Raw genomic sequence first — 24,247 nt, 5'->3', positions numbered from 1 at the left:
TCAAGCCGCTTTTCAAAACGTTTTTCTGCACCACCATCAGCAGGCACCAGCAGAGCCGAAATCAGACAGGTTAACCCTGCCAGAAAAAAAAGTGTGGTTAAACCAAATACCAGTGCTGAGCCAAACATTGCCATTTTTCACCCTAAGTTTATTCAGCAGCAAAATCTGCTGTCGTCCGACAAAACTGCGCGCATTCTAGCATAAAAAACCGCCAGTAAGGCCAGCATAGTTTGCTCTGACGATATATTCTGTTACTAAAAACCTTTTTGTTTCTGCCACAATCTGATTGCGGCATCATATACTGCAAGCATAAGTTTTATTTCGGTTGGACAAACAATACATGCATTACTTTTTTCAGGGCGCAGCATTAATTGGTACTAAAGGCTTAAAACGCTTTGTGTTGATCCCACTTTTAATCAATTTACTGCTTTTTTCTGCGGCATTTTTCCTGCTGATGCAACAGGTTCAGGCGATGGTAGCAGCCATGCAGCATTACCTGCCAGCCTGGCTCCACTGGCTTGAGTATCTGCTGATACCACTGGGTATTTTATCAATGATAATTGGTCTGGCGTACAGCTTTACAATGGTAGCCAACTTTATTGCCGCCCCTTTTAATGGCCTGCTTAGTGAAAAAGTGGAAGCACACTTAACCGGCAAGCCCTTACCAGAGATTGGCTTTAGTGGTTTTATCAAAGACACACCGCGAATGTTGGCAAGGGAATGGCAGAAACTCCGCTATGCCCTGCCGCGAGCGATTATTGTATTTGTACTGTTATTATTTTTGCCGGTTGCAGGCCCGGTATTATGGTTTTTATTTACCAGCTGGTTGCTGGCAATCCATTATCTTGATTATCCTTTCGATAACCACCGTATCGACTTTACAGTTATGCGTAGCCAGCTGCGACGTCAGCCAGTCGCTAGCTATAGTTTTGGTATTATGGTAAACGTTGCTTGTATGATCCCGCTGTTTAACTTGTTTGTAATGCCTATCGCGGTTTGTGGCGCTACTGCAATGTGGGTTGATAAACTGGCAGCCTGGCATGATCCAGAATTGCAACGCCCGGGCGAGATCCAATACCGGAAACTCGACAAGTACTGTTAAGAATAACCTTTAACATGAATGCATTTGATTTTGATCTGGTTCAAAAGTTTCTCATCGCCCTGCTGCTTGGCGCATTGGTCGGTATGGAGCGTGAAAAACATCGTCGCAATGAACAGCCGGGCAGTTTTGGCGGTTTACGGACCTTTATCCTGGTTGCTCAGGCCGGCGCGGTATCTGCCTGGTTATCATTACATCTGCAATCTGCCTGGTTATTCATTGCAGTGGTACTCATCGTCGGTGTAGTTGCCAGTGTGGCTTTTGTCATGGAGAACCGGCGGCGCGATGGATTCAGCGGCTTAACCAGCGAGTTAAGCGCCATTACGGTCTGCTTACTGGGCGGTGCCGTCATGTACGGCTACACTGAGCTTGCAGTGATGCTGGGCATTCTGACCTCTGCCATTCTGACGTTTAAACAGCCCCTGCATGGGCTGGTCGATAAAATTGGCAATGAAGACCTGTATGCCATTATGAAGCTGTTGATCGCCAGCTTTATCGTCTTGCCGTTACTGCCAAATGCTCCCGTTGATCCGTGGCAGGCCTTAAATCTTTACCGGTTGTGGCTGTTAGTGGTGCTTATTTCTGCCATGTCATTATTGGGTTACGTCGCTGTTCGTTGGCTTGGTGAAGCCCATGGTGCCGTGGTTACCGGAATTACTGGCGGTCTGGCGTCTTCAACGGCGACAACCCTCAGTTTTGCCCGCAACAGCAAAACTCAGGGTAACAACATGACGGCCGACACTCAGGCAACCGGCATTCTGCTGGCCTGGCTGGTAATGTTTATCAGAGTACTGGTGACCGTTATGATCGTTTATAAACCGCTAATCCCCCTGCTGCTCATCCCTTTTGGCGCCATGGCAAGCACCACGGCGGCCCTGGCGGGCGTATTTTACTGGCGGGGCAATAAACAGCAACTGGCGCGGCCGGAGCAAAGTGAAGTATCAGTGAAAAACCCGTTCAGTCTGATTGCGGCAATAAAATTCGGCCTGTTTTTTGCCGTGATTCTGATACTGGTTAAATTTGCTCAGCTTTATACACCCAGCGAAACCCTGTATTTGTTAGCCGCTGTTGCCGGACTGACTGATGTGGACGCCATTACGTTATCAATGGCAGATTATGCGCGGTCAGTCACAGGTAGCCTGACACTTGCGGCAGGCGCCATTACCGTAGCAGCACTGAGTAATACCCTGGTAAAATGCGGAATGGTTATAGTACTGGGCAGTAAACCACTGGCCAAAAGCCTGATCATTGCAACGGTGCTGATCTGCCTGACCGGCGGTATTAGTATTGCTTTACTCAGATTTTTTTAAGCTGTTGTTCCAGCCAGGGCAGCGCGATATTCTCTGGTTCCAGTGTTTCACAGGCGTCAATCCGCAGCATTGGCGCCAGCTCACTCCCTTGTAACTCAAGCAAAAGCTCCCGCATTTGCTCGCCCGCGCCGCAAAAAGTCTCATAACTGCTATCGCCTAATGCAATAACAGCAAAGGGCTTTCCTGCCAATAGTGGAAACCGGCTCTTTAACTCAAGATAAAACGGCAGCAAATTATCAGGAATATCACCCTGACCGGTCGTAGAGGTAATTACCAGCCATACCCCGGCATCAAGCGCTTTGACTTGATCAAGCTTCGGCTCATCGAACAATACCACCTCATGGCCAATGTTGGTTAACAATGGCGCAGCCTGCTCGGCAACATACTGGGCGCCGCCATAGACGGACCCCACAATCAGGGCGATTTTTGCCATTTTTCCTCCAGAAAGTGCGCAGCAAATTGCTGCTGATAATAATCTTCGGCCAGCGGCCATCCAAACTGGCTGAACAACGACTCCAGTTCATTCAACCCCGCAGACAAGCTTAAGGTTTCACCCGTTACCGGATGCGGCAACTGTAGCTGTTTTGCCACTAATAATAAACGGCGACAGTTAAAATGCTGCTTAAACAAGGCGTTGTGCTTACCATCACCATGGCTGGTGTCACCGACAATCGGATAACGTAAATGCGCCAGATGCCGGCGTAACTGATGTTTACGGCCGGTAAGTGGCTGTAAAGCCACCAGAGAATAACGGGCTGCCGGATACTTGCTGACAGGAATAGGAAGCTCAATCTGTTGCAGCGGCTGATACCGGGTAACGGCATGCTGTGGCGCTTTATCAGCACGACTGAATTTGTCCGCAATTTTATCCAGCTCTTCCTTTAACGGGTAATCTAACTGACCTGCTGAGGTCATAAAACCCCGCACCACAGCCAGATAATATTTTCGCCACAACTGCTGTTCCTGTTGTTGCCCTAGCAGTCTTGCTATCTCAGCGGACAAGGCAAATAACAATACGCCGGATGTTGGCCTATCCAGCCGGTGCACCGGGAATACATGCTGGCCCAACATATCGCGCAATGTCTGCATAACAAAGACCGTTTCATGTTTATCCAGAAACGAACGATGAACCAGCATGCCGCTGGGTTTATCCACTGCGACGATATACTGATCCTGATACAGAATGGCTAAGGGCACGCTTAGCACAAAAGGTTCGGCTGAACTCATGGCTGCGCCGTCAGGGTGCTGTCAATTTGCTTTATCAACCGCATCAACGGCTGTAATTGTTGCCCCTGAGCTTTGAACGCTTCTTCAGCATAAGGTAACACACTGACTTTGGCAGGTAATGGCTGGCCGGTTTCAATTAGTATCCACAGTTTTGGCAGGAACACAAACTGTAACCATTGCTCAAGCCGCAGCGTATCACAGCAAAACGGATAAGGACTCGCCAGCGCCGGCTCGGCAGGAGGGACAGCACTCCACAACTGTTGGTGTTTTAACTCAGTTTCAAGCTGAATAAGTAATGATTTAACGACTTCTGACATAATATCCTCACTGTGCGGACGCCAGTTTACCATAAGCTTTTACGACCACCAGCACTTGTAAAATAGACATTTCGCCAGCATTATCAGCACATCGTCGCAGGAGAGAATTATGGGTCCGGTGTTATTATTGCTGTTTATCAGCACGGTGTGTTATCTGTTCTGGCTGCAGCGCAAACAGGACGAGCGGGCACGACTGCTGGCAAAACAGCTGTGCCAGCAGCAGCAATTACAAATGCTGGATTGCGGCCGCAATGGCCACAGCTTACGTAAAATTAATGGCCGGTTACGATTTACTACCTTATATCAGGTTGACTTCAGTGCAGATGGTGAAAGCCGTTATCCGGCCGAACTGGTATTAAGCGGTATGCGGCTGGCTGCGTTTAACTTGCCGGCACACCGGATTTAAGCCGGTGGTAATTTATCTTTAAGCTGGCCGGTTAAAAAGTCTTTCAGCATGACCCAGTCAGCGGCCAGGCTGTATAGAGGATATTTAAAGGTTGCCGGTTTATTGTGCTCGAAAATAAAATGGCCAAGCCAGGCAAAGCCATAACCTATCACCGGCAACAGCCATAACCAACGCCATTGCTGAGTAAAAAGCACAAATAACAGCACAGCAATAACCAGACCACTGCCAATATAATGCAAAGTCCGGCATACCGGATGGCGATGCTCGCTCAGGTAATACGGATAAAACTCGGCAAAGCTGTTAAAACCAGACATCGTCTCTGTTCTCCTGTTTATGCAATGTTTTATGCTGGCTCGGCCTGAGTTTGCCGTGGTCGGAACATCAGGCTGCCACTGACCGAACCAAAGGCAAGCTCGGTTACCTTCTGATACTTATCATCAGCAAAAAATGACTGATACTTGGCAAGCGTGACAAAAACACCGATACCGCTGGAGCTCGGATGTTCATCAACAATGCTATCGACAGCATGGATGAGGTAATGACCAAGGCCCAGATGCTGATAGTTGGGCGACACAGCAATAAATGCCAGCATATGATAATGCTGATAAGGCATAGCTGCGTGAATTCTTTGCTCTTTTTCCAGCATCTGCCGGGTTGAGACATAACCGGCAGTCAGCAGCATCTTTAAACGCCAGTGCCATAACCGGTTGCTACCGATCCCAGAGTCAGGCCCAACGACACACGCTACACCCAGCAACTGCTCAGCATGAAACAAGCCAACCAGTGGCTGCTGCGCTTGCCAGAACGTATTGAGTTCCTCCCGGATAGCAGACCGTAAACGTTGTTCATAATCAGCCGTATCGCCCCGGAAAATGGTTAAAAACAGTGGGTCATCATGATAAGACTGATAGAGCAATGACGCTGCCAGCTTCAATTCTTCGCCATTTAACAGCGCCGCTTTTAATTGCTCCGGATTAAACGTGTTCAGTATTGCCGTCATCTTGGATCTCTTATTGTTGTTTTTTCAACCACAATAGCAGTCAGGTCTGGTGTTGCCAAGCCGGTTTTCAGGCTTCTGCAAGCCTAATATTAGGCTTATTGGCCGGTACTGGCTATGCTTATAGTAATTAATGACAGCCTGTATTCATTTAGAGGAGATAATAATGGACACATCAAACCATAATATGGCTAACCTGTTTATGCAGTTAGGTTTGGACAATAGTGATGAAGATATTAAACGCTTTATCAGCAAGCATCGCTTATCTGATGATATTGAGCTGGTCGATGCCCCCTTCTGGAATCAGGCACAACGTCATTTTCTGAAAGAATCGTTTCGACAGGATGCTGATTGGGTAATGACAATTGATGAGCTGAACACCCAACTGCGCAAATAGCGCAGAGGGATGTCCGGCAGCCCGATACTTAAATTACAGTTGCTGGTATGCTTTTTCGCCCCAGCTATGTAATTCATTATTGATAAAAATCAATGGAGTGCATTCATCTTTGGTTGTTTTACCGTCACTGCGCTTATGCTGGGTGCGGTAAAACAATACTTGTACCTGATTACCATCTTTAACCAGAAACTCAGTAAAATCGGGATTACCCATCCGTGCTATTACATTATTAAAGGCCATTCCAGGCTGGAACTGATTTATCTGGGCCAGGTTTTCCCGTTGAGTTTTCCGCCACTCATTGTCAGCACCGTCTGAACTTTCATAATCTTTATCGCCAATCGCCACAACACAACCCGTCAGTAAGCCGGTTAATGCAAGTAAGCTCAGGGTTCTGATTATCATATTAATACTCCATTCTTTATTATTGTCTGTTACTGTTATCAGTTGGCTCGCAGGCAACCATGCCTGTCACATTATAAAAATTAGCAAATTCGATACCAACTTTTTTTAATTTACAAATCAATAAATTACTAAAGAGACTCTATCTATCAGACTTGGCCGATGCTAAATTTAACTAATTAATGGTCAAATTTAAGAATAGTTAATGAGCTCGCCAATTGAACTGCTACAGCAAACTGCCGCCAAGTTACGCGCGGAAGGTAAAACTCCCAGCCTGGCATTATTTAAAGCCCGCTTAACCGGACAGTTAACCGCACCGGCGCTTTTTTCAGCCTATCAAATCTGGCGGCAGCAACTGCCGGCTGACACTGTACCTCAGGCCACAGAGATTACCTCTCAGTTAGCAGAAACTGCCCCACTGACTGAGCAATTGCAGCGCATTGAAAGTAAACTGGACAGATTGCTTGCCCTGCTGGAGCAGCAACATGTATCTGGCTGAACTGAGCTACAAGGTTATTGCTGATACCAGTTTTAGCCGCGCTGAAGCGGCAATCCGCCAATTTAGCGAAGCGCTTATTTTTAATGGCAATATTATTGGTCGAGAATTCCCAACCGCATGGCAGCAGGAACATTTTAGCAGCAGGCTGGTTTTGCCTGCACCTGATGCCCTGAACCGCCCCTATCTCAGCACCAGAGCGCTAAAGGCAGAGCAGCAGCTGGCGGACGCAGGTCTGGCCTATCCAAAATTGCAGCTGCTTGGGATGGACATTATGTCGCAGCACTACAGCACTCAAAATACTGAGGCTTTGCTGCTTTTTACTACCTTCAGCGATAACTGCTCGCCGCTTCGAAATTTAGCAGATTTGGCGCCACTCCCCTTATATCAGTGGCAACCGTCTACCGGTGAAGACCATGAAACGTTAATTCGCTGGCAAATCCAGTTTCAGGCACTGGATGAGATCCAGCAACAAGCGCAGCGGGTGCTGCGACATACAGCTGAAAACAGTTTGCAACAGCTGAACAGTAAGCTGAACCGGCAAGGCCGGCAACTGGCGAGACATATTGCCAGACAAAACAGGCTACCGGTTTATTATGCGCTTTACAGTGGTAGCAGCAAAAACTGTGCTCTGGAAGCCACAAAACCTTGCCCTGGCTGCGGTGCTGACTGGAGACTGACGACACCGCTACTGGATATTTTCGATTTTAAATGTGACCGCTGTTATCTGTTGAGCAATATCCCCTGGGAATGTCAGACCCCCTGATACGCTGCCGGGCTTAGCTGGCTGATAAACTCAGCCAGCGACTCTGCCAGTTTTTCTTTGACGTCCTTGCCAACCGTTTCAAGGTACACTTCGCCGCTGTGATTTAATACTGATAACACCATGTTGTCATCATCAGTCAATGCGAAAAATACCGTCTCAGCTTGCTTCAAACGCCGCTTCATTAAAATATGACCGATAATATTTTCCTGTAACCGTGACAGATCAGCCTGATCCCAGACCATCAGTAACTGTAACGGCCCCCGACTGTGGCTGGCGCCAAGACCCGCACCGTAATATAAACTGTAAAACAGTTTAATATCCGGGTGTAATGTCAAATCCAATGCATGCTCAACATTGCTGAAATCGGCAGGGGGTTGCTGGCGTACCGGTTGCCAGCTTACCTGGTTTTCATCCAGCACGGCTAGCTGGCAGGGAGCCGGGCTGGCAGGGTCCGCAGTCCACGCTTGCAGGGTCAGGTTTTGTTGCTGGTACCAGCTCTGAGTCTGGTCAATAAAATTATGGTAGCACTGTGCTAATGACAACACGGACATCCTCTCTACTCTGACATGAAGTTATGCTAAGATCGGCCGCATTCTAACCGGATTAACAGCCAGATGACAAAAAGCCACTCAGAAATTATGGCCGGGCTAAGCCTTGGCAAATCGACAGCTTATGCACAGCACTATGATGCCAGCCTGTTACAGGCTGTACCCAGGGCGCTGGGCAGGGAAAGTATTGGCCTGGGGGCTCCGGGAATACTGCCCTTTATCGGCGAGGATATCTGGCATGGTTACGAGTTATCCTGGCTTAATGCCAAAGGCAAGCCTATGGTAGCGTTAGCCACCTTTGTGGTGCCGGTTACATCAGCTAACCTGATTGAATCTAAATCTTTTAAACTTTACTTAAACAGCTTTAATCAAAGTCGTTTTGCTGATTTAAGACAAGTATATCAGGCTTTACAGCGTGACTTGTCCGCCTGTGCCGGCAGTACGGTGCGGGTAACTCTGCATAACGTCAATGAAATCATGGCATTCCAACCTACCTGGATACCGGGACACTGTCTTGATGATCTGGATATCAGTATCGATAGCTATCAGTATAATCCACAACTTTTGCAACTGGCTGACAAGCCAGGTGTCGTTGATGAAAAAGTCCATTCACACTTATTAAAATCAAATTGCCTGATTACCTCGCAACCAGACTGGGCCAGCATATACGTGCATTATCGCGGGCCCGCAATTGACCATGCGGCCTTGTTACGTTATTTCATCAGCTTTCGCAGCCACAATGAATTTCATGAACAATGTATTGAGCGAATATTTCTCGATATCTGGCAACGTTGCAACCCAGAATATTTGCTGGTGTATGCCCGTTATACCCGGCGCGGCGGTCTTGATATTAATCCGGTAAGGGCCAGTGCTAAATATCAGTTACCTAATTTGCGGCTAAGCCGACAGTAAACTGAAAACTTTCAATCCAGCTTTCAGTAATTTAGCATAAAACCGCTGATTTCAACTGTAAACAAGCCAATACAGCCGGCCAGGATGAAATTTAACCTGGATTATTACAGGCAAACTTTCAACCGCGAGCAGTTTCTGGTTTAATAGTGCTGTGGCTTAGACGGACTAATCCACTGTGCTGGCAAGAAGGATCGCCCCTTATGTATTATCTTACCTCTGAAGAAGAAACATCCTGGTTACCTTATTACCTGTATAAATAAGCGGGTCGGTAAACCATTTTTGTTCCCTGCGCACAGCGAGCTTAGGCTCGCTGTTTTTGTATTCATTGCCAGCAAGAAAATGCTTAAACAGTGATCGCATTTCCGATGTTTACAGATATACTTAAATCTAAACAGCTTTTTTAACATTTATCTATTAAAGGTGTAGCCTTTGCAAGATGATCTGAAGCAGCAACTGGCCAGTGCAATTAAAGCGCGTAAAACATTGGAAGACGCTTACGAGAGTCAGTTTAAGATCCTGGCTCAGTTTGTTCTCAGGTTATCACTGGCATGTAAAGGCGTTGACCTGGAGCTGGACAACCGGCTCGCCAAGTTGCGTACTGAGTTGGCAAAAGGCACTGATCTGGAGAAGCTGATCCCTTTTATTGCCGACACTAACCAAAGCCTGCAATTGCTGGAGGCAAAACAGCAACGAGATATGAAAGAAATTCAGCTGCAGCTGAATCAGGCTGGCAAGTTGTTACAGCAGCAAAAGGGCTTGCCCGATCAACTACGCCGTGATTTACGGCAGCTGTTAACTGAAGTGGCCGAACCCCCGTCCACGGTTAAGGCTTTTTTGCCTCATTTAACCAACCTGACGCATCTGTATCAAAGTGCCTTGCAATCCAAACAGCAAATTGAACACAGTAAAGACAATGATGAAGTGCGTTATCATCATATCTGCCGCCAAATCAGTGTTGAATTAACTAATTTATTAAGCGAGCTGGCATTTGCTGAAAAAAGCGCGCCGCAAATTACCCGGATCCGGCAGAGTTTACTGGATAATCTGACAATTGAAGCGCTACTCGATGCGTGCCTGCAAACCATCACTGTTATCGTCGCCAGCATTAATGAAGAGCGCCAGTCAGCTGAAAACTTTTTGCTCAAACTGAATGATGCCCTGTCATCTGTGCAGCAAGCGGTTAGTCTGTCATTAAAAAAGGCAGATAAGCTGCATCAGAAACTGGATATTCTTAACCAGCAAATTGAGCAACAAATTACCCAGCTGGGGCAAAGCACAAAAAATGCGACTTCACTGGAGCAGTTAAAAGACTTAGTCACGCAGCGCCTTGGCAGTATCAGTGATGCGCTGAAGTCGAAAGAGCAACTGGAAACAGCAGAACGCCAGGCTATTTTAATAACATTAAATGGTATGGAGTTACGATTAAAAGAACTGGAAGCCGAGGCGCAAAGTTTCAGAACCAAACTTGCTGAACAGAGTTTTCGCAGTCTACAGGATTCGTTAACTGAAATTCCTAACCGGGCTGCTTTTGACGAGCGTCTGGCACTGGAAATAAAACGTTGGCAGCGCTACCAGAAACCACTTTGCATTGCGTTGGCTGACGTTGATCATTTTAAAAGTATTAATGACAATTATGGTCATAGTGCTGGAGATAAAACCCTGAAAGTGATCGCCAAAGCATTACAGCAGGGATTACGCGAAACAGATTTTATTGCCCGCTATGGTGGTGAAGAGTTTGTTATCTTATTTCCGGAAACAGCGCTGGAGGAACTTGCCGCGCCACTTAATAAGTTAAGAGAAAAAATTAAAAATATTGTTTTTACTTTTAAAAGTCAGAAAGTCCCTATCACCATTTCCTTTGGGGCTAGCCAATTAACCGCTGAAGATACCAGCCGTCAGGTTTTTGATCGGGCAGATGAAGCACTTTACGAAGCTAAAAAAGCCGGCCGCGATCGCGTTATATTAAAAATCTGACGCTGGTCCAGCACACAATCAGTATTGGAGTAACAGATGCAGGTGCATTTAAACCCGTTAGGCGCCATGGATTTACTGTCTCAGCTTGAAGTTGAACGTTTAAAAAATAACACCGAATCAGAAGCTTTCGCACTATTTCGTAATTGTTGTCTGGCTGTTCTTAATGTCGGCAGCCACACCGACAGTTCAGCCGAAATATATGAGCAGTACAGAGATTTCAGTGTCAATTTACTGGCCCGTGAACGGGGCATAAAAATCGAACTGACTAACCCGCCGGAAAGTGCTTTTGTCGATGGCGTCATTATTAAAGGTATTCACGAACACCTGTTTGCTGTGCTCAGGGATATCTTGTTTTACCATACCCGCCGTTCTGCCGAAACAAAAGCAAGGGAGCTGCAGGATCCGCGTCAGGTAACCCATACTGTTTTTGATATCCTGCGCAACGCACGGGTGGTTGATGCCACCTATGTGCCCAGTATGATTGTCTGCTGGGGGGGGCACTCGATTAATGAAATTGAATACGAGTATACCAAGGAGGTCGGTTATCAGTTGGGCCTGCGTGGGTTGGATATTTGTACCGGCTGTGGTCCTGGAGCCATGAAAGGCCCGATGAAAGGGGCGACTATCGGCCATAATAAACAACGGATCCGTACCGGAAGATATCTGGGGTTGACTGAACCCAGCATTATTGCAGCCGAACCGCCAAACCCTATCGTTAACGAGCTGGTCATTCTGCCGGACATTGAAAAACGGCTTGAAGCCTTTGTCCGGGTCGCCCATGGTATTATTGTATTCCCGGGGGGAGCCGGCACTGCTGAAGAACTGCTGTATCTGTTAGGCATTATGCTGAAAAAGACGAATGCAGAGCAACAGCTGCCTATTATTCTGACCGGCCCGCGCCAGTCAGAAGCCTATTTCAATGAAATCGCCAACTTTATTCAAAGTACTCTCGGCAACGAAGCGTTGCGGCTGGTTGAAATAATTATTGATGACCCGGCCAAAGTAGCCCGCACATTAAAGCAAGGCTGCGCCGATGTGCGCCAATATCGTAAATCAACAGGGGATGCCTATCACTTTAACTGGACCTTGGATATTGACCCGCAGTTTCAGCAGCCTTTTATCCCGAATCACCAGAATATGGCCGCACTGGACTTGCACCTGGAACAAGACAAGGCGAAACTGGCTGCCAATTTACGACGGGCGTTTTCTGGTATTGTCGCCGGTAATGTTAAAGATGAGGGGATCCGGGCAATCCGCCAACATGGTCCTTTTCAGTTATCAGGAGAACCGGTGCTGATGCAAATGATGGATACCCTGCTTCAGGCATTCGTTGACCAGGGCAGAATGAAACTGCCTGGTACCGCTTATGTACCATGTTACAGGATCATTCGCTGACTATGATGCACCTGGTGTTGATTGACGCCCTGAATCTGATTAGACGCCTGTATGCTGTGCAGGAAAGACCTTATCTGCCGTTACCTGAACAGGTTACCGATGGCACCCGCCAGCAGATTATCAACAATACCCGGAGTATGTTATTGCAGGCGCTACAGCGGCTGCGCCAGGAACTGGCGCCAAGTCATGCTTTGCTGGTGTTTGATGGCCGAGACAGCCAGTGGCGCCAGCAACGCTGTCCACAGTACAAAGCAAACCGTAAGCCCATGCCCCAGATACTGGCAGAAGCTCTGCCGCTGCTGCAGGTCACTGCGCAAGAACATGGTTTTCGCTGTTTTACCGATGCTAAACTTGAAGCAGACGATATTATTGCCAGCATTGCCAGTAAGCTTAATCAGCATCAGCAACAGGTCACCATTGTCTCAACCGACAAAGGCTTCTTGCCGCTGCTGACTCAGGGTATTAGAATTTATGACCCATTCGCCCGTCAGCAACTTACGCCTGCCGATGTTGAAAAAAAGTTCGGGGTAGCCCCGGCGCAACTTGTCAGATTATGGAGCCTTACCGGAGACAGTACTAATAACATAGCGGGCGTAAGCGGTGTAGGACCGAAAACGGCATTGGAGCTGATGGCATTAGGGGATACCCTGACTGATGCGCTGGCGCATCCTGACTGTCCTAAAAAATTACGGGATAAAATACTCAGTCATAAAGAAGCAATCATCACTTATATGCAGGTTCTCAGCCTGCAGACCACCTTGGAGCTGGGGCTTAATTTACAGGAATTAAGATTGCCGGAATCGATGCAGGAACAGCCATGAAAATAAAGCCTGTTGTGTTATTTGTTGGTGGTTTTGCACTATACGTAGTACTGACTGTTGCGGTACTGTTATTCTATAAAGATGATCCGGCACAAATGACCTGGCAACATCGGGATAATTTTAATGCCAAAATTATTGGTCGTTATAAACTGTCTGAAAGCCGGACACAGGATGAAGTAACAGGTCGCCTTGGCGGCCCCGATATTACTAAAGCTGTGCAGCTGAATGGTCAGGTATATCAGTTAATGTATTACCGGACCCAACGAAAGTTGCCTGATGGTATTACCACCGAGGATGAATGTACTGCCTTGTTGTTTATCAACCGTCAGCTGGTTGCGATTGGTGATGTGGCCATAAGCCAATATCAGCAGTATGTTAACAATGACAACAGCTGATACCTCATGGCCCGATTTTTATCGGGCGTTACAACAATTCAGACAAGCAGGCATCAAGCTCCAGGCAGCGGGAGCCGCAGCGGATATCTCCGCCATATTATTACAAAGCGCTCAGTTAAGTCGTTATTTTACCGCCTTGGCTGGCGCAAACTCAGTCAGCATTATCGCGCAGCTGAATCTGACGCCGCGTCATATGTCTCCGGTGCTGACCAGAGCACTAAAAATGCTGGCCCTGGGGCTGATATTCAGTCATAGTTTTGGTTGGCAAAGGCCCCGCAGTCAATATCTGCTGCAAGCAATCCTCGTTAGTGCGGCCTTTAGCCCTGATAACGCAAGCTCCGTTGGCGCTTTAGTCAGTGCCGCAAAAAGGCTGCAACAGTCTGATCAAAATAATAAGCAGGCGCCATTGGCGCTGCTTATTGGCGCCTGCAACAGCCAGCGACAACCTGCCTGGCAGCTGCACCCAGACGGGCCTCTGCTGGCAAGCGTTTGCCAGCTGGCTGAACTTTTATCGCCACAAACGGGTCAGCAGATTGGCCTGGAACAATTGCTGAGCAACTATCAGAGCCATCGGGCTGAGACAGCAAAATGGTTTAGTCTGTTAGATAAACTGGCGAAACTTCAGGCGCTGCCAGGTCGTTTTGCCAGCGTTAAAGTTGCAACTGACAAACCAGTGCACTATTGGTTTATCAGCGGTGTAGTGCCGCACAGTGAGCTTGCTGAGTCTGCTCAGGTCTATGTCCGCCAATTCGACCCGGCGAGCAAAGCTATCGGTAGTGAAGTGGCGCAAGCAGCACTGGCGGACCTGACGTTATTAAATCCGCAATTCTTCCGGGATATTAGCTGGCTGACCCTGCTCGAACCAGACCCCGGCCTGTTAGTCCAGCCCACAGAGTATACGTTGCAAAACTGTTTTGACGCATCTCTGTTTCACAAGCTGACCGGGCTTAATATCAGTAAACAGGTGCAATTGCTGGAAAGCCGACCTGAGCTCAGCCACTTTCTGCAGCAAGCCGCTACTGGTCTCAGCCGTCAGCAGCTGCCGGTCAACCGTTTGCGTCATGCCATTACCATGCTGGGCCAGGATGCATTACAGGATTGGGTTGCCCAGGCAGAGCTGGATCACTACTGTCAGCACCATCGTCATCCCTACCAGGGCTGGCTTGAGCAGTTACAACACTGCCTGACCGAGTCACTACGCCTGTTAAGTGCCGCGACGCCAATGTCAGTGCCCGCTTGTATGGCGGGTGTTATCGCCCGCTGCCTCAGTGTAAGCTTATGGCAGCATCCTGTCCTGCCCCATACCGCACTGGCACGACAAGTGCGGCAGCAACAGTTACTTGGTGTTTATATCAGGCAGCATATCTGGCAGGCAGAGCACTATTCAGTGCAGGCCCGGCAATTGCTCGACCATTATCAGCAACCAGACTGGTCTGAGGCAATGCAAACCTGGCATAGTCCACAGCCAGCGCCGTTAACCCAGTTACTTCGCCTTAGCTGGCAACTGGCCATGACGGTTTTTTTTGCCGATAATATCAGCTATAAACAATTTGCTGCCTCGCTTCAGACTGCAGCAACCCGGCTTAATTTAACCCGGCATCCTGCATCGTACTGGCAGCAGCAGTTAATTTCAGCCAGCCAATGTTACTATCCATTAGCGGAAATGTAGTTTAATTACATCATTCAGCCGCATTATAGTCAGTATAACGCCCGTTTCTATGGTAAGTTTCCTCCAAAGTGGCGAAATAATGTTAAAAATGCTATAGTTGCGCCATTCCAGACCGACTAGCGTCTGCCGGTATTCCCCTTTTAAACACCCTGAGGATCCAGATGAGTAAGCAAACCATTACTGTCATTAAAGGTGATGGCATCGGCCCAAGTATCGTTGAGGCCGCCATTGAAGTATTAACCAAAGCCGGTTGTGATTTTGACTACGAATATGTTGATGCAGGCCTGACGGCGCTGGAGCAGACCGGCGAGCTGCTGCCGCAGACAACATTAGATGCCATTGCCCGCAATAAGATCACCTTAAAAGGGCCACTGACGACCCCGGTAGGTGAGGGCTTTACGTCAATAAATGTGACGCTGCGCAAGAAATTCAGCCTGTATGCCAACGTCCGGCCAGTTATCTCATTTAAAGGCACCAAGGCCCGGTACGAAAATATCGATATTATTACCATCCGCGAAAATACTGAAGGCATGTATTCCGGTCATCGCCAACAGGTGTCTGACGATGGCATGACTGCGGAAGCCAGCAGCATCATTACCCGCGAAGGTGCCGAACGGATCGCTGTGTTTGCTTTTGAAACTGCCCGGCGTGAAAACCGCAAGAAAGTCACGATTGTCCATAAAGCTAATATTCTGAAATCAACTTCAGGTTTATTTCTGAAAGTCGCCCGTGAAGTGGCGGGCCGTTACCCAGATATTGAAGCACAGGAAATGATTGTAGATAATGCCTGCATGCAGCTGGTAATGAACCCTCAGCAGTTTGACGTTATTGTAACGACTAATCTGTTTGGCGATATTATCTCTGATTTATGTGCCGGTTTAGTTGGCGGCCTGGGCATGGCTCCCGGTGCCAATATCGGCAAGGATTGTGCTATTTTCGAAGCCGTTCACGGCAGTGCACCGGATATCGCCGGTAAAAACCTTGCGAACCCCAGCTCGGTTATCCTCGCATCCATTCAAATGCTCGAATATTTAAAAATGCAGGATAAAGCGGAGAAAATCCGCGCGGCCCTGGCCGATGTGATTGCCAGCGGCGACAGAACTACCCGCGACCTGGGTGGCAGTTTTGGCACTACTGACTTTACCGAAGCGCTGTTAGAGCGGTTATAATCGCTTTTTATCAGGAAATAGCCGCCTGCGGGTGGCTATTTTTTTAACTGCCGGTACCAAGGAGTCAGCATGAGTCAGCAACAGAACAATCCGTTACATGGCATTACACTTGAGCAGATTGTCACCGCTCTGGTCGATCATTACGGCTGGCCTGAGCTGGCACGGAAGATTGACATCAATTGTTTTAAGACCGATCCGTCAGTAAAAAGCAGCCTGAAGTTTTTACGCAGAACCCCGTGGGCGCGCGAAAAAACTGAAGCGTTGTTTATTGCCTCTAAGTTGCATCAGAAATAGCCTGTTAAAACTGATGTAAGGCTGCGGCAGCACAATGACCCAGCCCGCTGTCAGCCCATACAAACGAAGTCGCTGCCTTTTCTTTCAGCTATCGCGCTAGCCGTTATAAATCTCGCCACCGCCGACAGCGTAATGCTGCAGCACTTGTTTAGCGGCGTCGCGCTGGATAAACCGTACTACCTCAATGCCCGCCTCGGCTAAATACTGATAACTACCATCATTTACCGGGCCTTCATCAAAGCCTAAATCCCGGGCATCCTCTGCGGTGGCGGCGCATACCAGCCGTTTTATTCCGCTCCACAGCGTGCCACCTAAACACATGGCGCACGGCTCGCAAGAAGTAAATAGCTCGCGTTTTACACCATCAGCATTTAAGCTAAAGCTTTGCAGCTGTTGCTCAGCTAACATAATGGCGACCATTTCACCGTGCGCTGCTGAGTTGTGCATCGGCATTACCCGGTTTACACCCACACTTAGCAGTGCGCCGCTGGTACAGTCGAAAATAGCGCTGCCGAAAGGCCCGCCAGTACCGCGCAGCACATTTTGTCTTGATAACTCTACTGCCAGTGCCATTTTCTCAGTATCATTGCTGTAGGTTTTCTGCCAGTCGACCACGTCATTGATCCAGTCTGGCAAGCTTATTGTCACTTGTTGTACCGCTGCCATTTTTTAATGCTCCGCTAAGGGTTTGCTGTAAGCCAGCTCCATATCCCAGGGCAACTGGATCCAGGTGTCCTGTTCTATGTCAGTGACATAATGATCAACCAGTGGCTTACCCTGTGGCTTGGCATATACAGTGACAAAACAGGCCTGTGGGAAGTGCTCGCGCAAGGCCCGCGCGGTAACACCGGTATCCACCAGATCGTCGACAATTAACAGTCTGGCGTTATCCTTAAGGCTGGCATCTTTTAGAATGCGTAAACTGCCTTGTTTATCGTGATCATAGCTGGCAACACAAATACTGTCGACCACCCGGATATTCAGCTCCCGGGCCAGAATGGCCGCTGGCACCAGACCGCCACGGCTTACGGCAACAATGGCACTGAAGTCGCGGCCAAGCAGCTGCTGCGCCAATTCCTTAGTGGCCCGGTGAAATGCTTCCCAGGAAACATAAAACATTTTATTGGTGGTAAGAGACATAATAGTTCCGGCTGTAATCAGATAACTGTTTAAATTAATGACAAGGCAATTTCGACCATTTCATTAAAGCTGGTCTGGCGCAAATCGGCATCCAGTGCTTCTCCGGTACGAATATGATCGCTGACCGTTAAGATGGCCAGCGCATTAATACCATACTCAGCTGCGACACCATATAAACCTGCCGCTTCCATTTCCACCGCCAGAACACCGTATTTCTCCAGCGTATCAAACAGCGTTTCGCTCGGGTTATAAAATAAGTCAGAGGTGAAAACATTACCGACTTTAACGTTTATCTGTTTAGCACGGGCAGCCTGCACAGCTTTTTCCAGTAAGTCATAATTGGCAATAGCCGCAAAATCCATCCCCGTAAAACGGTTACGATTAACAGCAGAATCGGTACTGGCCCCCATAGCGATAACCACATCCCGGACTTTCACCTCCAGCGGTAACGCACCGCAAGAACCGATGCGGATAATGTTTTTCACACCGTAGAATTTAGCTAATTCAGTAGCATAGAGTGACATTGACGGAACACCCATGCCTGAACCCAGCACGCTGACCGGCTTGCCCTGATAGGTGCCGGTATAACCAAACATATTGCGCACGGTATTAATACACACCGCATCGGTCAGAAATGTTTCGGCAATATGTTTAGCCCGCAGCGGATCACCGGGCATCAGTACCGTTTGCGCAAAAGCATCGTCAGCAGCGTTAATATGAGGAGTAGCCATAATTCTCTCTTAATGTAATTTAGAAATAAAGGAATCGCCGTGCGCCATGGCGTCCAGCTTAAAATAGTCGGCCAGGGTCTGGCCTATGTCAGCAAAGCTCATCCGCTCGCCTAAATCAGTACTGGCCAGCCCCGGCTGATACGCCAGCACCGGGATGTATTCGCGGGTATGTTCAGTCCCTGGCCAGGTGGGGTCACAACCATGGTCTGCTGTCAGCAGCAGTAAGGTGTCATCAGCGCAGGCCGCCAGCAACTCAGGTAAGCGGCTGTCAAAATACTCCAATGCCTCACCATAGCCTATTGCATCACGCCGGTGACCATAATTCTGGTCAAAATCCACCAGATTAGTAAACACCAGACTGCGGTCCGGCTGCCTTTTCATCTGCTCAAGCGTGGTATCAATTAACGCCTCAAGCCCGGTGGCTTTGATGTTTTCGCTAATCCCCTGATGAGCAAAAATATCGGCAATTTTACCAATGCTGATCACTTTGCCACCGGCGTCTGTCAGTTTATCCAGCACCGTTGGAGCCGGCGGTAATACTGAGTAGTCACGCCGATTACCGGTACGGACATAATTATCGGCACTATCACCGGTAAATGGCCTGGCGATTACCCGGCCAATGTTGTATTCATTAAGCAACTCGCGGGCCACCCGGCAAAAGCTGAGTAGCTTTTCCAGACCAAAGTGCGCTTCATGGGCTGCAACCTGAAACACACTGTCTGCTGAGGTGTAACATATTGGCTTACCGGTTTTAACATGCTCATCGCCAAGTTTGCGCAGAATATCGGTGCCAGAGGCGTGACAATTACCCAAAATGCCGCTTACCCCGGTGCGCTGACACAGCTCAGCAATCAGTTCAGGCGGGAAGCTGTCGGTTTTCTTGTTAAAATAACCCCATTCAAACAATACCGGCACGCCGGCCATTTCCCAGTGACCACTGGGAGTATCTTTGCCGCTGCTAAGCTCGCGGGCATAACCATAAGCACCATGCAGATCACTGCTGTCGTCTGTGTCAGGCGCACTGTTGCCCGCGGCGGTAGCCGCTTTTACCAGGCCTAATCGGGCCAGGTTTGGCAGTGCCAGCCGGCGGCCTTTCTGTTTAACAAACTCGCGGGCAATGCTGCCAAAAGTATTGGCACCCACGTCACCAAAACGATCGGCATCGGGCGCGCTGCCAATACCAAAACTATCCAGAACCAGGATCACTGCCTTTGCCATACTGTGGACTCCCACTGTAAAAGTGCACCAGCCGGATCGGAGCAATCGCCTGTTAATCAGTTATTGCCCGGACCATGAAAAAATAAAAAGGGCACGCACTTTAATATGCCACCCGGTGTTTTACAAGTTTAACTGTTACTTTGCAGTCTGACGTAGCTTTTATCAAGCTTCAGCGCGGCCGGCAGGCAAACAAAAAAACGGCGCCGAAGCGCCGTTTTTTGTCAGCAGTAATCCGTGTACTGGTCAGACTGTTACTGTGGCAGTTGCTGATAACCCATGCTGTACAGAGTAAAGCTGAAAATATCAGCTGCCTGATCAATCACCATCGATACCGGCATACCTGCGCCATGGCCGGCATTAACATCAATCCGGATTAACTGCGGATTCACTTTTGTCGCCTTTGCCTGCAGTTCAGCGGCAAATTTAAAGGAGTGAGCCGGCACCACCCGGTCATCATGATCAGCAGTGGTTACCATGGTAGCCGGATACGTTACGCCTTCCCTGACATTATGTACTGGTGAATAAGCCTTTAAATACTGAAACATATCAGCAGACTGCTCAGCCGTACCGTAGTCATAAGCCCAGCCTGCGCCTGCGGTGAAGGTGTGGTAACGCAGCATATCCAGCACCCCTACGGCCGGCAAGGCGACCTGAAACAGCTCCGGACGCTGGGTCATCGCAGCACCAACCAGCAAGCCACCGTTTGAACCACCGCGAATAGCCAGTTTTTTAGCAGAAGTATAGTTTTGCTGCTGCAGATATTCTGCCGCGGCAATAAAATCATCAAACACATTTTGTTTCTTCTGCTGCACACCGGCATTATGCCAGGCCTTTCCATACTCGCCACCACCACGCAGGTTGGCAACGGCATATACGCCCCCCATTTCCATCCATACTGCATTAGCGACACTGAATGACGGTGTCAGGCTGACATTAAAACCACCATAGCCATACAGGATAGTCGGATTGGTGCCATCTTTTTTCAGACCTTTTTTATAGCTGATAATCATCGGCACCTTAGTACCGTCTTTTGAGGTATAAAACACCTGCTCAGAGGTATAGTTGTCCGGATTAAAGTCTATTTTCGGGCTGTTATATAATTCTGACTTACCGCTGTCGGGTTCAAACGCATAAATGCTCGACGGTGTTGTATAGTTAGCAAACGAGTAATACAACTTTTCTGCATCTTTCTTAGCACTGAAGCCGGAAACACTGCCAATACCCGGTAGCTCAATTTCTCTGACCAGTTTACCACTGTAATCATACTGTTTAACCTGAGCTATGGCGTCTACCATATAGTTGGCAAACAAATAACCGGCTCCTTTACTGATCCGCAGGACATTTTCAGTTTCCGGGATCAGTACCTGCCAGTTTTCCGGTGTTGGTGCAGCCGCAGAGGTCACCACCACTTTGCGGTTTGGCGCATTAAGGTTAGTTGCCAGATACAGTTTGTCACCGTCATTAGCCAGCAAATCGGTATCAGAGTCGGTATGATCAAGAATCGTTACAAATTGGCTGTCTTTTTTGGTCAGATCTTTTAAAAACAGCTTGTTGCCTGACGTAGACACGGCAGCTGATACCAGCAGGTACTTGTCATCCTCGGTGACGGATGCGCCGACATAGCGGTGTTTCTGTTCAGCCGTATCACCAAACACCACCTTATCGTCCGCCTGAGCGGTGCCGAGTTTATGGTAATAAAGTTTATGCTGGTCGGTCATCGCAGATAGTTCACTGCCTTCTGGCTTGTCATAGCTCGAATAAAAGAAGCCGTCATTGCCCACCCAGGAGATACCACTGAATTTGACATCAATCAGGGCTGGCTCCAGCTGCTCTTTGGTTTTGGCATCAATAATAATGATCTTGCGCCAGTCACTGCCGCCTTCTGAAATCGCATAGGCCGCCAGGCTGCCATCTCTGGAGAACTCAATATCGGCCAGTGACGTGGTACCGTCTTCACTGAAGGTATTTGGGTCTAAAAAGACTTCTGCTTCTCCCCCGTCTTTTTGACGATACAATACAAACTGGTTTTGTAAGCCATCATTTTTATAAAAATAGAAGTATTCACCCTCTTTAAAAGGCGCGCCAATCCGCTCGAAATTCCAGGATTTTTCTAATTTTTTCCGTATTTCGTCACGAAACGGAATTTCTGCCAGGTAAGAGAAGGTCAGCTCATTCTGTGCTTTAACCCAGGCTTCAGTTTCACTGCTGCGATCATCTTCCAGCCAGCGGTACGGATCTGCTACCTCTGTGCCAAAATAATTATCGACGGTTTCTCCCTTGCGGGTTACAGGGTAAGTAAGTTGCTGCTGCTCTGCGCTCACGGTGACATCCTGGCTGGTTGTTACATCTTGTTTAGCACCGCCGCACGCACTGAGCATGGCAGCCGCTAACAAGGTAATAGCATGTTTCATGAAAAACTCCGATGTTGATATTTTTGTAATGGCTATCAGGCTTGATAAAACGCGTCTGAGCTTAACAAAGAACATCGCTTTTGCCTATTTCAGCAATCTGGAATTTATGTAGACTCAAAGCGACTTCGCTGAAATTGAAACTACTTATCGCTAAACAGCAAAACGCCAGCATTAAGCTGGCGTTTTAACTTATAGTGGTGCCCAGAGGCGGAATCGAACCACCGACACGCGGATTTTCAATCCGCTGCTCTACCGACTGAGCTATCTGGGCAAAAATGTTGTGCTGGTAAAATTATGCTGCGCTTGATTGCCTCAGGCAACGATGCAGTAACTGAACAAGACACCAAAAGATGGTGCCCAGAGGCGGAATCGAACCACCGACACGCGGATTTTCAATCCGCTGCTCTACCGACTGAGCTATCTGGGCAATGCGGGTCGTATTAAACGGATTTTACCAAGCTAAGTCAACAGATTTTTTCTAAAAGCCTTGCAACCGGACAGTGAATAACCAACCTCTGCTGCTTTGTTCGCCAGCGGTTAAAATTAACCCTGCGCCTGCGAGCAAAAAGTTGTTACAATATCTCCGGTTACCGGGTACGCCGTACAATGCATTTAAATGGACTGCTGATGGAAAAAACCTCTTACACTAAACCAATGTTTCGCCGGCTGGCATTAATGGCCATGATTATTTTGTTGTTGCAGGCGGCGTTATTTACCTTGTTTACCCTGCCAGAGCAGAACCGGGATGAGCATCAGCTGGCCCGTCTGAGTGCTGAAACCACCATCCTTGCCAATGCACTTCGCATACCGCTGCGCAATGATAATATTCAGGCTGCGGAACAGCTGCTGTTACAGGCTCGTAATGCTGACAGTAATCGGGCTGTTTATTTATACCGTCAGACTAACCAGCAACTGGAGCTGGTTGCCAATACCGTTAATGTGGCTAATTTTGTGCCTGAACCCGAGCTGGCAAATCTTGAAATACAGCAAGGCGATTTTTTTATTGTCAGCCGAATCATCAGTAGTGAGGAGACAACGCTGCTGATTAATGTGCATTACGTGCCAGCAGGCAGTCAGATGCCATTAATACTAGCGTTCAGCTGTAGCCTGCTGGCGGGTATCTTACTGAGTTTAAGCTTTGCTTACGCTATTTCCGTGTACTTTAACCGTAAACTGACACCCTTAGTCAGCGGCACCAAAACTGCGCTTGATAAAAACCAGTTTGATGGCAGTGTTGAGAGCCATGCCCATGATAACTTTGGGGTTTTGGGTAGCTACATTAACCAGCTGTTCCGCCGGATTGAACAAGGCCAGCTGGCATTGAAGAATTCAGAAACCGATATTGCCCAACTGAAACAGGAAGTCGATACCCGGATTAAAGAACGCACTGATGCCCTGGAAACGGCTAAATTAACTGCCGAGCGGGCAAATGAAGCTAAGTCGACGTTCCTGGCGACCATGAGCCATGAAATACGGACACCAATGAATGGAATCATCGGCACGATCGATTTGCTTCGTAAAACCCAATTGTCCACCTCGCAGTTCCGGATGACCGATACGATTCGCGAGTCATCGTTTTCGTTACTGCGCATTCTGGATGATATTCTGGACTTCTCGAAAATTGAGGCTGGCAAACTTGAACTGGAAAATATTCCGGTGTCGTTAGTCGATATTATTGAAGCCGTGGGCCGGATCCTTGTATCTGTCGCCTACCAGCGCCAGATTGATTTAAAGCTGTATATCGACCCTAAAATACCGGATGGTTTATTCGGAGATCCGGTACGACTGCGCCAGATATTATATAACCTGGCGGGAAATGCCATTAAATTTACTGAAACCACACCGCAGAAAACAGGGATAGTGGTAATTCGAGCGGACAAACTGGAAGAGAACATGGAGTTCAGCCAAATCCAGTTCACTATCGCCGATAATGGCCGAGGTATGACACAGCGCCAGATTAACTATGTTTTTCAGCCGTTTAATCAAGCTGAAGGTTCTATTACCCGTAAGTTTGGTGGTACTGGTCTCGGCTTGTCAATTTGTCAGCGCCTGACTTCACTGATGTACGGTGACATTGATGTGCAAAGTGAAGTGGGTAAAGGTACTGAGTTTACCGTCCGCATTCCGATGCGCCGATCAGATGAAATTGAATATGT

27 protein-coding genes and 2 tRNA genes are annotated in these 24,247 nt (G+C 48.2%); 15 read left to right on the top strand and 14 right to left on the bottom strand.

Translation table 11 applies throughout. The annotated features are described in order from the left end of the window. Nucleotides 1–340: 340 nt before the first annotated feature. Complete coding sequence (cysZ, locus tag R3177_RS04675; protein WP_318969875.1) at nucleotides 341–1,102, top strand: sulfate transporter CysZ; 762 nt, start codon at nucleotides 341–343, stop codon at nucleotides 1,100–1,102. Between the two features lie 14 nt (nucleotides 1,103–1,116). Continuing rightward, nucleotides 1,117–2,409, top strand: a complete 1,293-nt coding sequence (locus R3177_RS04670) for an MgtC/SapB family protein (RefSeq protein WP_318969874.1) — start codon at nucleotides 1,117–1,119, stop codon at nucleotides 2,407–2,409. Here R3177_RS04670 and R3177_RS04665 read toward each other — a convergent pair. Genes R3177_RS04665 through R3177_RS04655 form a run of 3 tightly spaced genes read right to left on the bottom strand, consistent with a single transcriptional unit; the run spans nucleotide 2,396 to nucleotide 3,986 of the window. Then, nucleotides 2,396–2,842, bottom strand: a complete 447-nt coding sequence (locus R3177_RS04665) for a flavodoxin (protein WP_318969873.1) — start codon at nucleotides 2,840–2,842, stop codon at nucleotides 2,396–2,398. The two genes, R3177_RS04670 and R3177_RS04665, sit on opposite strands and share 14 nt — an antisense overlap. Further along, nucleotides 2,824–3,636: a tRNA pseudouridine(65) synthase TruC gene (gene truC / locus R3177_RS04660; RefSeq protein WP_318969872.1), complete on the bottom strand. Its 813-nt coding sequence runs from the start codon at nucleotides 3,634–3,636 to the stop codon at nucleotides 2,824–2,826. The genes R3177_RS04665 and truC overlap by 19 nt, the downstream gene beginning before the upstream one ends. Then, a complete protein-coding gene (locus R3177_RS04655; protein WP_318969871.1) occupies nucleotides 3,633–3,986 on the bottom strand; it encodes a YqcC family protein in 354 nt (117 codons plus the stop codon). Before R3177_RS04655 ends, truC begins: the two co-directional genes overlap by 4 nt. Before the next feature lie 76 nt (nucleotides 3,987–4,062). Here R3177_RS04655 and R3177_RS04650 point away from each other — a divergent pair, with 76 nt between their 5' ends. Beyond that, the gene (locus R3177_RS04650; RefSeq protein ID WP_318969870.1) at nucleotides 4,063–4,359 is read left to right on the top strand and encodes a DUF3301 domain-containing protein; all 297 of its coding nucleotides are present in this window, start codon (nucleotides 4,063–4,065) and stop codon (nucleotides 4,357–4,359) included. Here the strand turns inward: R3177_RS04650 and R3177_RS04645 are convergent. Together R3177_RS04645 and R3177_RS04640 are read right to left on the bottom strand one after the other, a co-directional pair. Beyond that, the gene (locus R3177_RS04645) at nucleotides 4,356–4,673 is read right to left on the bottom strand and encodes a DUF962 domain-containing protein (RefSeq protein WP_318969869.1); all 318 of its coding nucleotides are present in this window, start codon (nucleotides 4,671–4,673) and stop codon (nucleotides 4,356–4,358) included. The genes R3177_RS04650 and R3177_RS04645 overlap by 4 nt on opposite strands. A gap of 29 nt (nucleotides 4,674–4,702) precedes the next feature. Continuing rightward, nucleotides 4,703–5,359 (bottom strand): GNAT family N-acetyltransferase, encoded by a 657-nt coding sequence (locus tag R3177_RS04640; RefSeq protein WP_318969868.1) that lies wholly within the window; start codon nucleotides 5,357–5,359, stop codon nucleotides 4,703–4,705. Nucleotides 5,360–5,522: 163 nt separating this feature from the next. Here R3177_RS04640 and R3177_RS04635 point away from each other — a divergent pair, with 163 nt between their 5' ends. Continuing rightward, entirely contained in the window at nucleotides 5,523–5,753 is a 231-nt protein-coding gene (locus R3177_RS04635) for a DUF2789 domain-containing protein (protein WP_318969867.1), read from the top strand. Between the two features lie 33 nt (nucleotides 5,754–5,786). Here the strand turns inward: R3177_RS04635 and R3177_RS04630 are convergent, their stop codons facing one another. Beyond that, on the bottom strand, nucleotides 5,787–6,155 hold the full coding sequence (locus R3177_RS04630; protein ID WP_318969866.1) for a DUF3192 domain-containing protein: 369 nt from the start codon (nucleotides 6,153–6,155) through the stop codon (nucleotides 5,787–5,789). Between the two features lie 202 nt (nucleotides 6,156–6,357). Here R3177_RS04630 and R3177_RS04625 point away from each other — a divergent pair, with 202 nt between their 5' ends. Further along, on the top strand, nucleotides 6,358–6,651 hold the full coding sequence (locus tag R3177_RS04625; RefSeq protein ID WP_318969865.1) for a hypothetical protein: 294 nt from the start codon (nucleotides 6,358–6,360) through the stop codon (nucleotides 6,649–6,651). After that, nucleotides 6,638–7,414: a DUF2310 family Zn-ribbon-containing protein gene (locus R3177_RS04620; RefSeq protein WP_318969864.1), complete on the top strand. Its 777-nt coding sequence runs from the start codon at nucleotides 6,638–6,640 to the stop codon at nucleotides 7,412–7,414. The genes R3177_RS04625 and R3177_RS04620 overlap by 14 nt, the downstream gene beginning before the upstream one ends. On the opposite strand, the gene syd is transcribed toward R3177_RS04620, so the two are convergent. Further along, the gene (gene syd / locus R3177_RS04615) at nucleotides 7,402–7,965 is read right to left on the bottom strand and encodes a SecY-interacting protein (protein WP_318969863.1); all 564 of its coding nucleotides are present in this window, start codon (nucleotides 7,963–7,965) and stop codon (nucleotides 7,402–7,404) included. The genes R3177_RS04620 and syd overlap by 13 nt on opposite strands. Before the next feature lie 63 nt (nucleotides 7,966–8,028). Here syd and queF point away from each other — a divergent pair, with 63 nt between their 5' ends. The 8 genes from queF to R3177_RS04575 all read left to right on the top strand — a co-directional run bounded on the left by queF (nucleotide 8,029) and on the right by R3177_RS04575 (nucleotide 16,591). Next, on the top strand, nucleotides 8,029–8,874 hold the full coding sequence (queF, locus tag R3177_RS04610) for an NADPH-dependent 7-cyano-7-deazaguanine reductase QueF (protein ID WP_318969862.1): 846 nt from the start codon (nucleotides 8,029–8,031) through the stop codon (nucleotides 8,872–8,874). A 429-nt stretch (nucleotides 8,875–9,303) separates the two neighbouring features. Continuing rightward, the gene (locus R3177_RS04605) at nucleotides 9,304–10,848 is read left to right on the top strand and encodes a diguanylate cyclase (protein WP_318969861.1); all 1,545 of its coding nucleotides are present in this window, start codon (nucleotides 9,304–9,306) and stop codon (nucleotides 10,846–10,848) included. A gap of 36 nt (nucleotides 10,849–10,884) precedes the next feature. Then, the gene (gene ppnN / locus R3177_RS04600; protein WP_318969860.1) at nucleotides 10,885–12,243 is read left to right on the top strand and encodes a nucleotide 5'-monophosphate nucleosidase PpnN; all 1,359 of its coding nucleotides are present in this window, start codon (nucleotides 10,885–10,887) and stop codon (nucleotides 12,241–12,243) included. Nucleotides 12,244–12,245: 2 nt separating this feature from the next. Continuing rightward, nucleotides 12,246–13,064, top strand: coding sequence for a flap endonuclease Xni (xni, locus tag R3177_RS04595; protein WP_318969859.1), 819 nt, complete (start codon nucleotides 12,246–12,248; stop codon nucleotides 13,062–13,064). Next, a complete protein-coding gene (locus R3177_RS04590; protein WP_318969858.1) occupies nucleotides 13,061–13,459 on the top strand; it encodes a DUF3192 domain-containing protein in 399 nt (132 codons plus the stop codon). The genes xni and R3177_RS04590 overlap by 4 nt, the downstream gene beginning before the upstream one ends. Beyond that, complete coding sequence (locus tag R3177_RS04585; protein ID WP_318969857.1) at nucleotides 13,446–15,128, top strand: hypothetical protein; 1,683 nt, start codon at nucleotides 13,446–13,448, stop codon at nucleotides 15,126–15,128. The genes R3177_RS04590 and R3177_RS04585 overlap by 14 nt, the downstream gene beginning before the upstream one ends. A 161-nt stretch (nucleotides 15,129–15,289) precedes the next feature. Continuing rightward, nucleotides 15,290–16,297: an isocitrate dehydrogenase gene (locus R3177_RS04580; RefSeq protein ID WP_318969856.1), complete on the top strand. Its 1,008-nt coding sequence runs from the start codon at nucleotides 15,290–15,292 to the stop codon at nucleotides 16,295–16,297. Between the two features lie 69 nt (nucleotides 16,298–16,366). Beyond that, on the top strand, nucleotides 16,367–16,591 hold the full coding sequence (locus R3177_RS04575) for a VF530 family protein (RefSeq protein ID WP_318969855.1): 225 nt from the start codon (nucleotides 16,367–16,369) through the stop codon (nucleotides 16,589–16,591). Nucleotides 16,592–16,687: 96 nt separating this feature from the next. Here R3177_RS04575 and R3177_RS04570 read toward each other — a convergent pair whose 3' ends face one another. The 7 genes from R3177_RS04570 to R3177_RS04540 form a co-directional block, all read right to left on the bottom strand. Next, on the bottom strand, nucleotides 16,688–17,257 hold the full coding sequence (locus R3177_RS04570; protein ID WP_318969854.1) for a nucleoside deaminase: 570 nt from the start codon (nucleotides 17,255–17,257) through the stop codon (nucleotides 16,688–16,690). Nucleotides 17,258–17,260: 3 nt separating this feature from the next. Continuing rightward, on the bottom strand, nucleotides 17,261–17,731 hold the full coding sequence (gpt, locus tag R3177_RS04565; RefSeq protein ID WP_318969853.1) for a xanthine phosphoribosyltransferase: 471 nt from the start codon (nucleotides 17,729–17,731) through the stop codon (nucleotides 17,261–17,263). Between the two features lie 29 nt (nucleotides 17,732–17,760). Then, nucleotides 17,761–18,462, bottom strand: a complete 702-nt coding sequence (gene deoD, locus R3177_RS04560) for a purine-nucleoside phosphorylase (RefSeq protein ID WP_318969852.1) — start codon at nucleotides 18,460–18,462, stop codon at nucleotides 17,761–17,763. 9 nt (nucleotides 18,463–18,471) lie between these two features. Further along, nucleotides 18,472–19,680 carry a phosphopentomutase gene (locus R3177_RS04555; RefSeq protein WP_318969851.1) on the bottom strand — a complete coding sequence of 403 codons (1,209 nt, stop codon included), beginning with the start codon at nucleotides 19,678–19,680 and terminating at the stop codon, nucleotides 18,472–18,474. Between the two features lie 251 nt (nucleotides 19,681–19,931). Continuing rightward, nucleotides 19,932–22,091 carry a prolyl oligopeptidase family serine peptidase gene (locus R3177_RS04550; protein ID WP_318969850.1) on the bottom strand — a complete coding sequence of 720 codons (2,160 nt, stop codon included), beginning with the start codon at nucleotides 22,089–22,091 and terminating at the stop codon, nucleotides 19,932–19,934. Between the two features lie 195 nt (nucleotides 22,092–22,286). Further along, nucleotides 22,287–22,362: transfer RNA gene (locus R3177_RS04545), tRNA-Phe, on the bottom strand. Between the two features lie 80 nt (nucleotides 22,363–22,442). Further along, nucleotides 22,443–22,518: transfer RNA gene (locus R3177_RS04540), tRNA-Phe, on the bottom strand. A 200-nt stretch (nucleotides 22,519–22,718) separates the two neighbouring features. Here R3177_RS04540 and R3177_RS04535 point away from each other — a divergent pair. Further along, the coding region (locus R3177_RS04535; protein WP_318969849.1) for an ATP-binding protein at nucleotides 22,719–24,247 on the top strand (1,529 nt) is incomplete at its 3' end.

The sequence above is a fragment of the Arsukibacterium sp. genome, from assembly GCF_033722355.1.
Classification (GTDB): Bacteria; Pseudomonadota; Gammaproteobacteria; order Enterobacterales; family Alteromonadaceae; genus Alishewanella.
Note: the sequence above shows the minus strand (reverse complement) of the source record. Positions and strands in the feature narration are given on the sequence as shown.

What these genes read in the sequence shown, in the direction of transcription:
- cysZ (WP_318969875.1), top strand. Translation starts at nt 341, where the DNA reads ATGCATTACTTTTTTCAGGGCGCAGCATTAATTGGTACTAAAGGCTTA.
- R3177_RS04670 (WP_318969874.1), top strand. Translation starts at nt 1,117, where the DNA reads ATGAATGCATTTGATTTTGATCTGGTTCAAAAGTTTCTCATCGCCCTG.
- R3177_RS04665 (WP_318969873.1), bottom strand. Translation starts at nt 2,842, where the DNA reads ATGGCAAAAATCGCCCTGATTGTGGGGTCCGTCTATGGCGGCGCCCAG.
- truC (WP_318969872.1), bottom strand. Translation starts at nt 3,636, where the DNA reads ATGAGTTCAGCCGAACCTTTTGTGCTAAGCGTGCCCTTAGCCATTCTG.
- R3177_RS04655 (WP_318969871.1), bottom strand. Translation starts at nt 3,986, where the DNA reads ATGGTAAACTGGCGTCCGCACAGTGAGGATATTATGTCAGAAGTCGTT.
- R3177_RS04650 (WP_318969870.1), top strand. Translation starts at nt 4,063, where the DNA reads ATGGGTCCGGTGTTATTATTGCTGTTTATCAGCACGGTGTGTTATCTG.
- R3177_RS04645 (WP_318969869.1), bottom strand. Translation starts at nt 4,673, where the DNA reads ATGTCTGGTTTTAACAGCTTTGCCGAGTTTTATCCGTATTACCTGAGC.
- R3177_RS04640 (WP_318969868.1), bottom strand. Translation starts at nt 5,359, where the DNA reads ATGACGGCAATACTGAACACGTTTAATCCGGAGCAATTAAAAGCGGCG.
- R3177_RS04635 (WP_318969867.1), top strand. Translation starts at nt 5,523, where the DNA reads ATGGACACATCAAACCATAATATGGCTAACCTGTTTATGCAGTTAGGT.
- R3177_RS04630 (WP_318969866.1), bottom strand. Translation starts at nt 6,155, where the DNA reads ATGATAATCAGAACCCTGAGCTTACTTGCATTAACCGGCTTACTGACG.
- R3177_RS04625 (WP_318969865.1), top strand. Translation starts at nt 6,358, where the DNA reads ATGAGCTCGCCAATTGAACTGCTACAGCAAACTGCCGCCAAGTTACGC.
- R3177_RS04620 (WP_318969864.1), top strand. Translation starts at nt 6,638, where the DNA reads ATGTATCTGGCTGAACTGAGCTACAAGGTTATTGCTGATACCAGTTTT.
- syd (WP_318969863.1), bottom strand. Translation starts at nt 7,965, where the DNA reads ATGTCCGTGTTGTCATTAGCACAGTGCTACCATAATTTTATTGACCAG.
- queF (WP_318969862.1), top strand. Translation starts at nt 8,029, where the DNA reads ATGACAAAAAGCCACTCAGAAATTATGGCCGGGCTAAGCCTTGGCAAA.
- ppnN (WP_318969860.1), top strand. Translation starts at nt 10,885, where the DNA reads ATGCAGGTGCATTTAAACCCGTTAGGCGCCATGGATTTACTGTCTCAG.
- xni (WP_318969859.1), top strand. Translation starts at nt 12,246, where the DNA reads ATGATGCACCTGGTGTTGATTGACGCCCTGAATCTGATTAGACGCCTG.
- R3177_RS04590 (WP_318969858.1), top strand. Translation starts at nt 13,061, where the DNA reads ATGAAAATAAAGCCTGTTGTGTTATTTGTTGGTGGTTTTGCACTATAC.
- R3177_RS04585 (WP_318969857.1), top strand. Translation starts at nt 13,446, where the DNA reads ATGACAACAGCTGATACCTCATGGCCCGATTTTTATCGGGCGTTACAA.
- R3177_RS04580 (WP_318969856.1), top strand. Translation starts at nt 15,290, where the DNA reads ATGAGTAAGCAAACCATTACTGTCATTAAAGGTGATGGCATCGGCCCA.
- R3177_RS04575 (WP_318969855.1), top strand. Translation starts at nt 16,367, where the DNA reads ATGAGTCAGCAACAGAACAATCCGTTACATGGCATTACACTTGAGCAG.
- R3177_RS04570 (WP_318969854.1), bottom strand. Translation starts at nt 17,257, where the DNA reads ATGGCAGCGGTACAACAAGTGACAATAAGCTTGCCAGACTGGATCAAT.
- gpt (WP_318969853.1), bottom strand. Translation starts at nt 17,731, where the DNA reads ATGTCTCTTACCACCAATAAAATGTTTTATGTTTCCTGGGAAGCATTT.
- deoD (WP_318969852.1), bottom strand. Translation starts at nt 18,462, where the DNA reads ATGGCTACTCCTCATATTAACGCTGCTGACGATGCTTTTGCGCAAACG.
- R3177_RS04555 (WP_318969851.1), bottom strand. Translation starts at nt 19,680, where the DNA reads ATGGCAAAGGCAGTGATCCTGGTTCTGGATAGTTTTGGTATTGGCAGC.
- R3177_RS04550 (WP_318969850.1), bottom strand. Translation starts at nt 22,091, where the DNA reads ATGAAACATGCTATTACCTTGTTAGCGGCTGCCATGCTCAGTGCGTGC.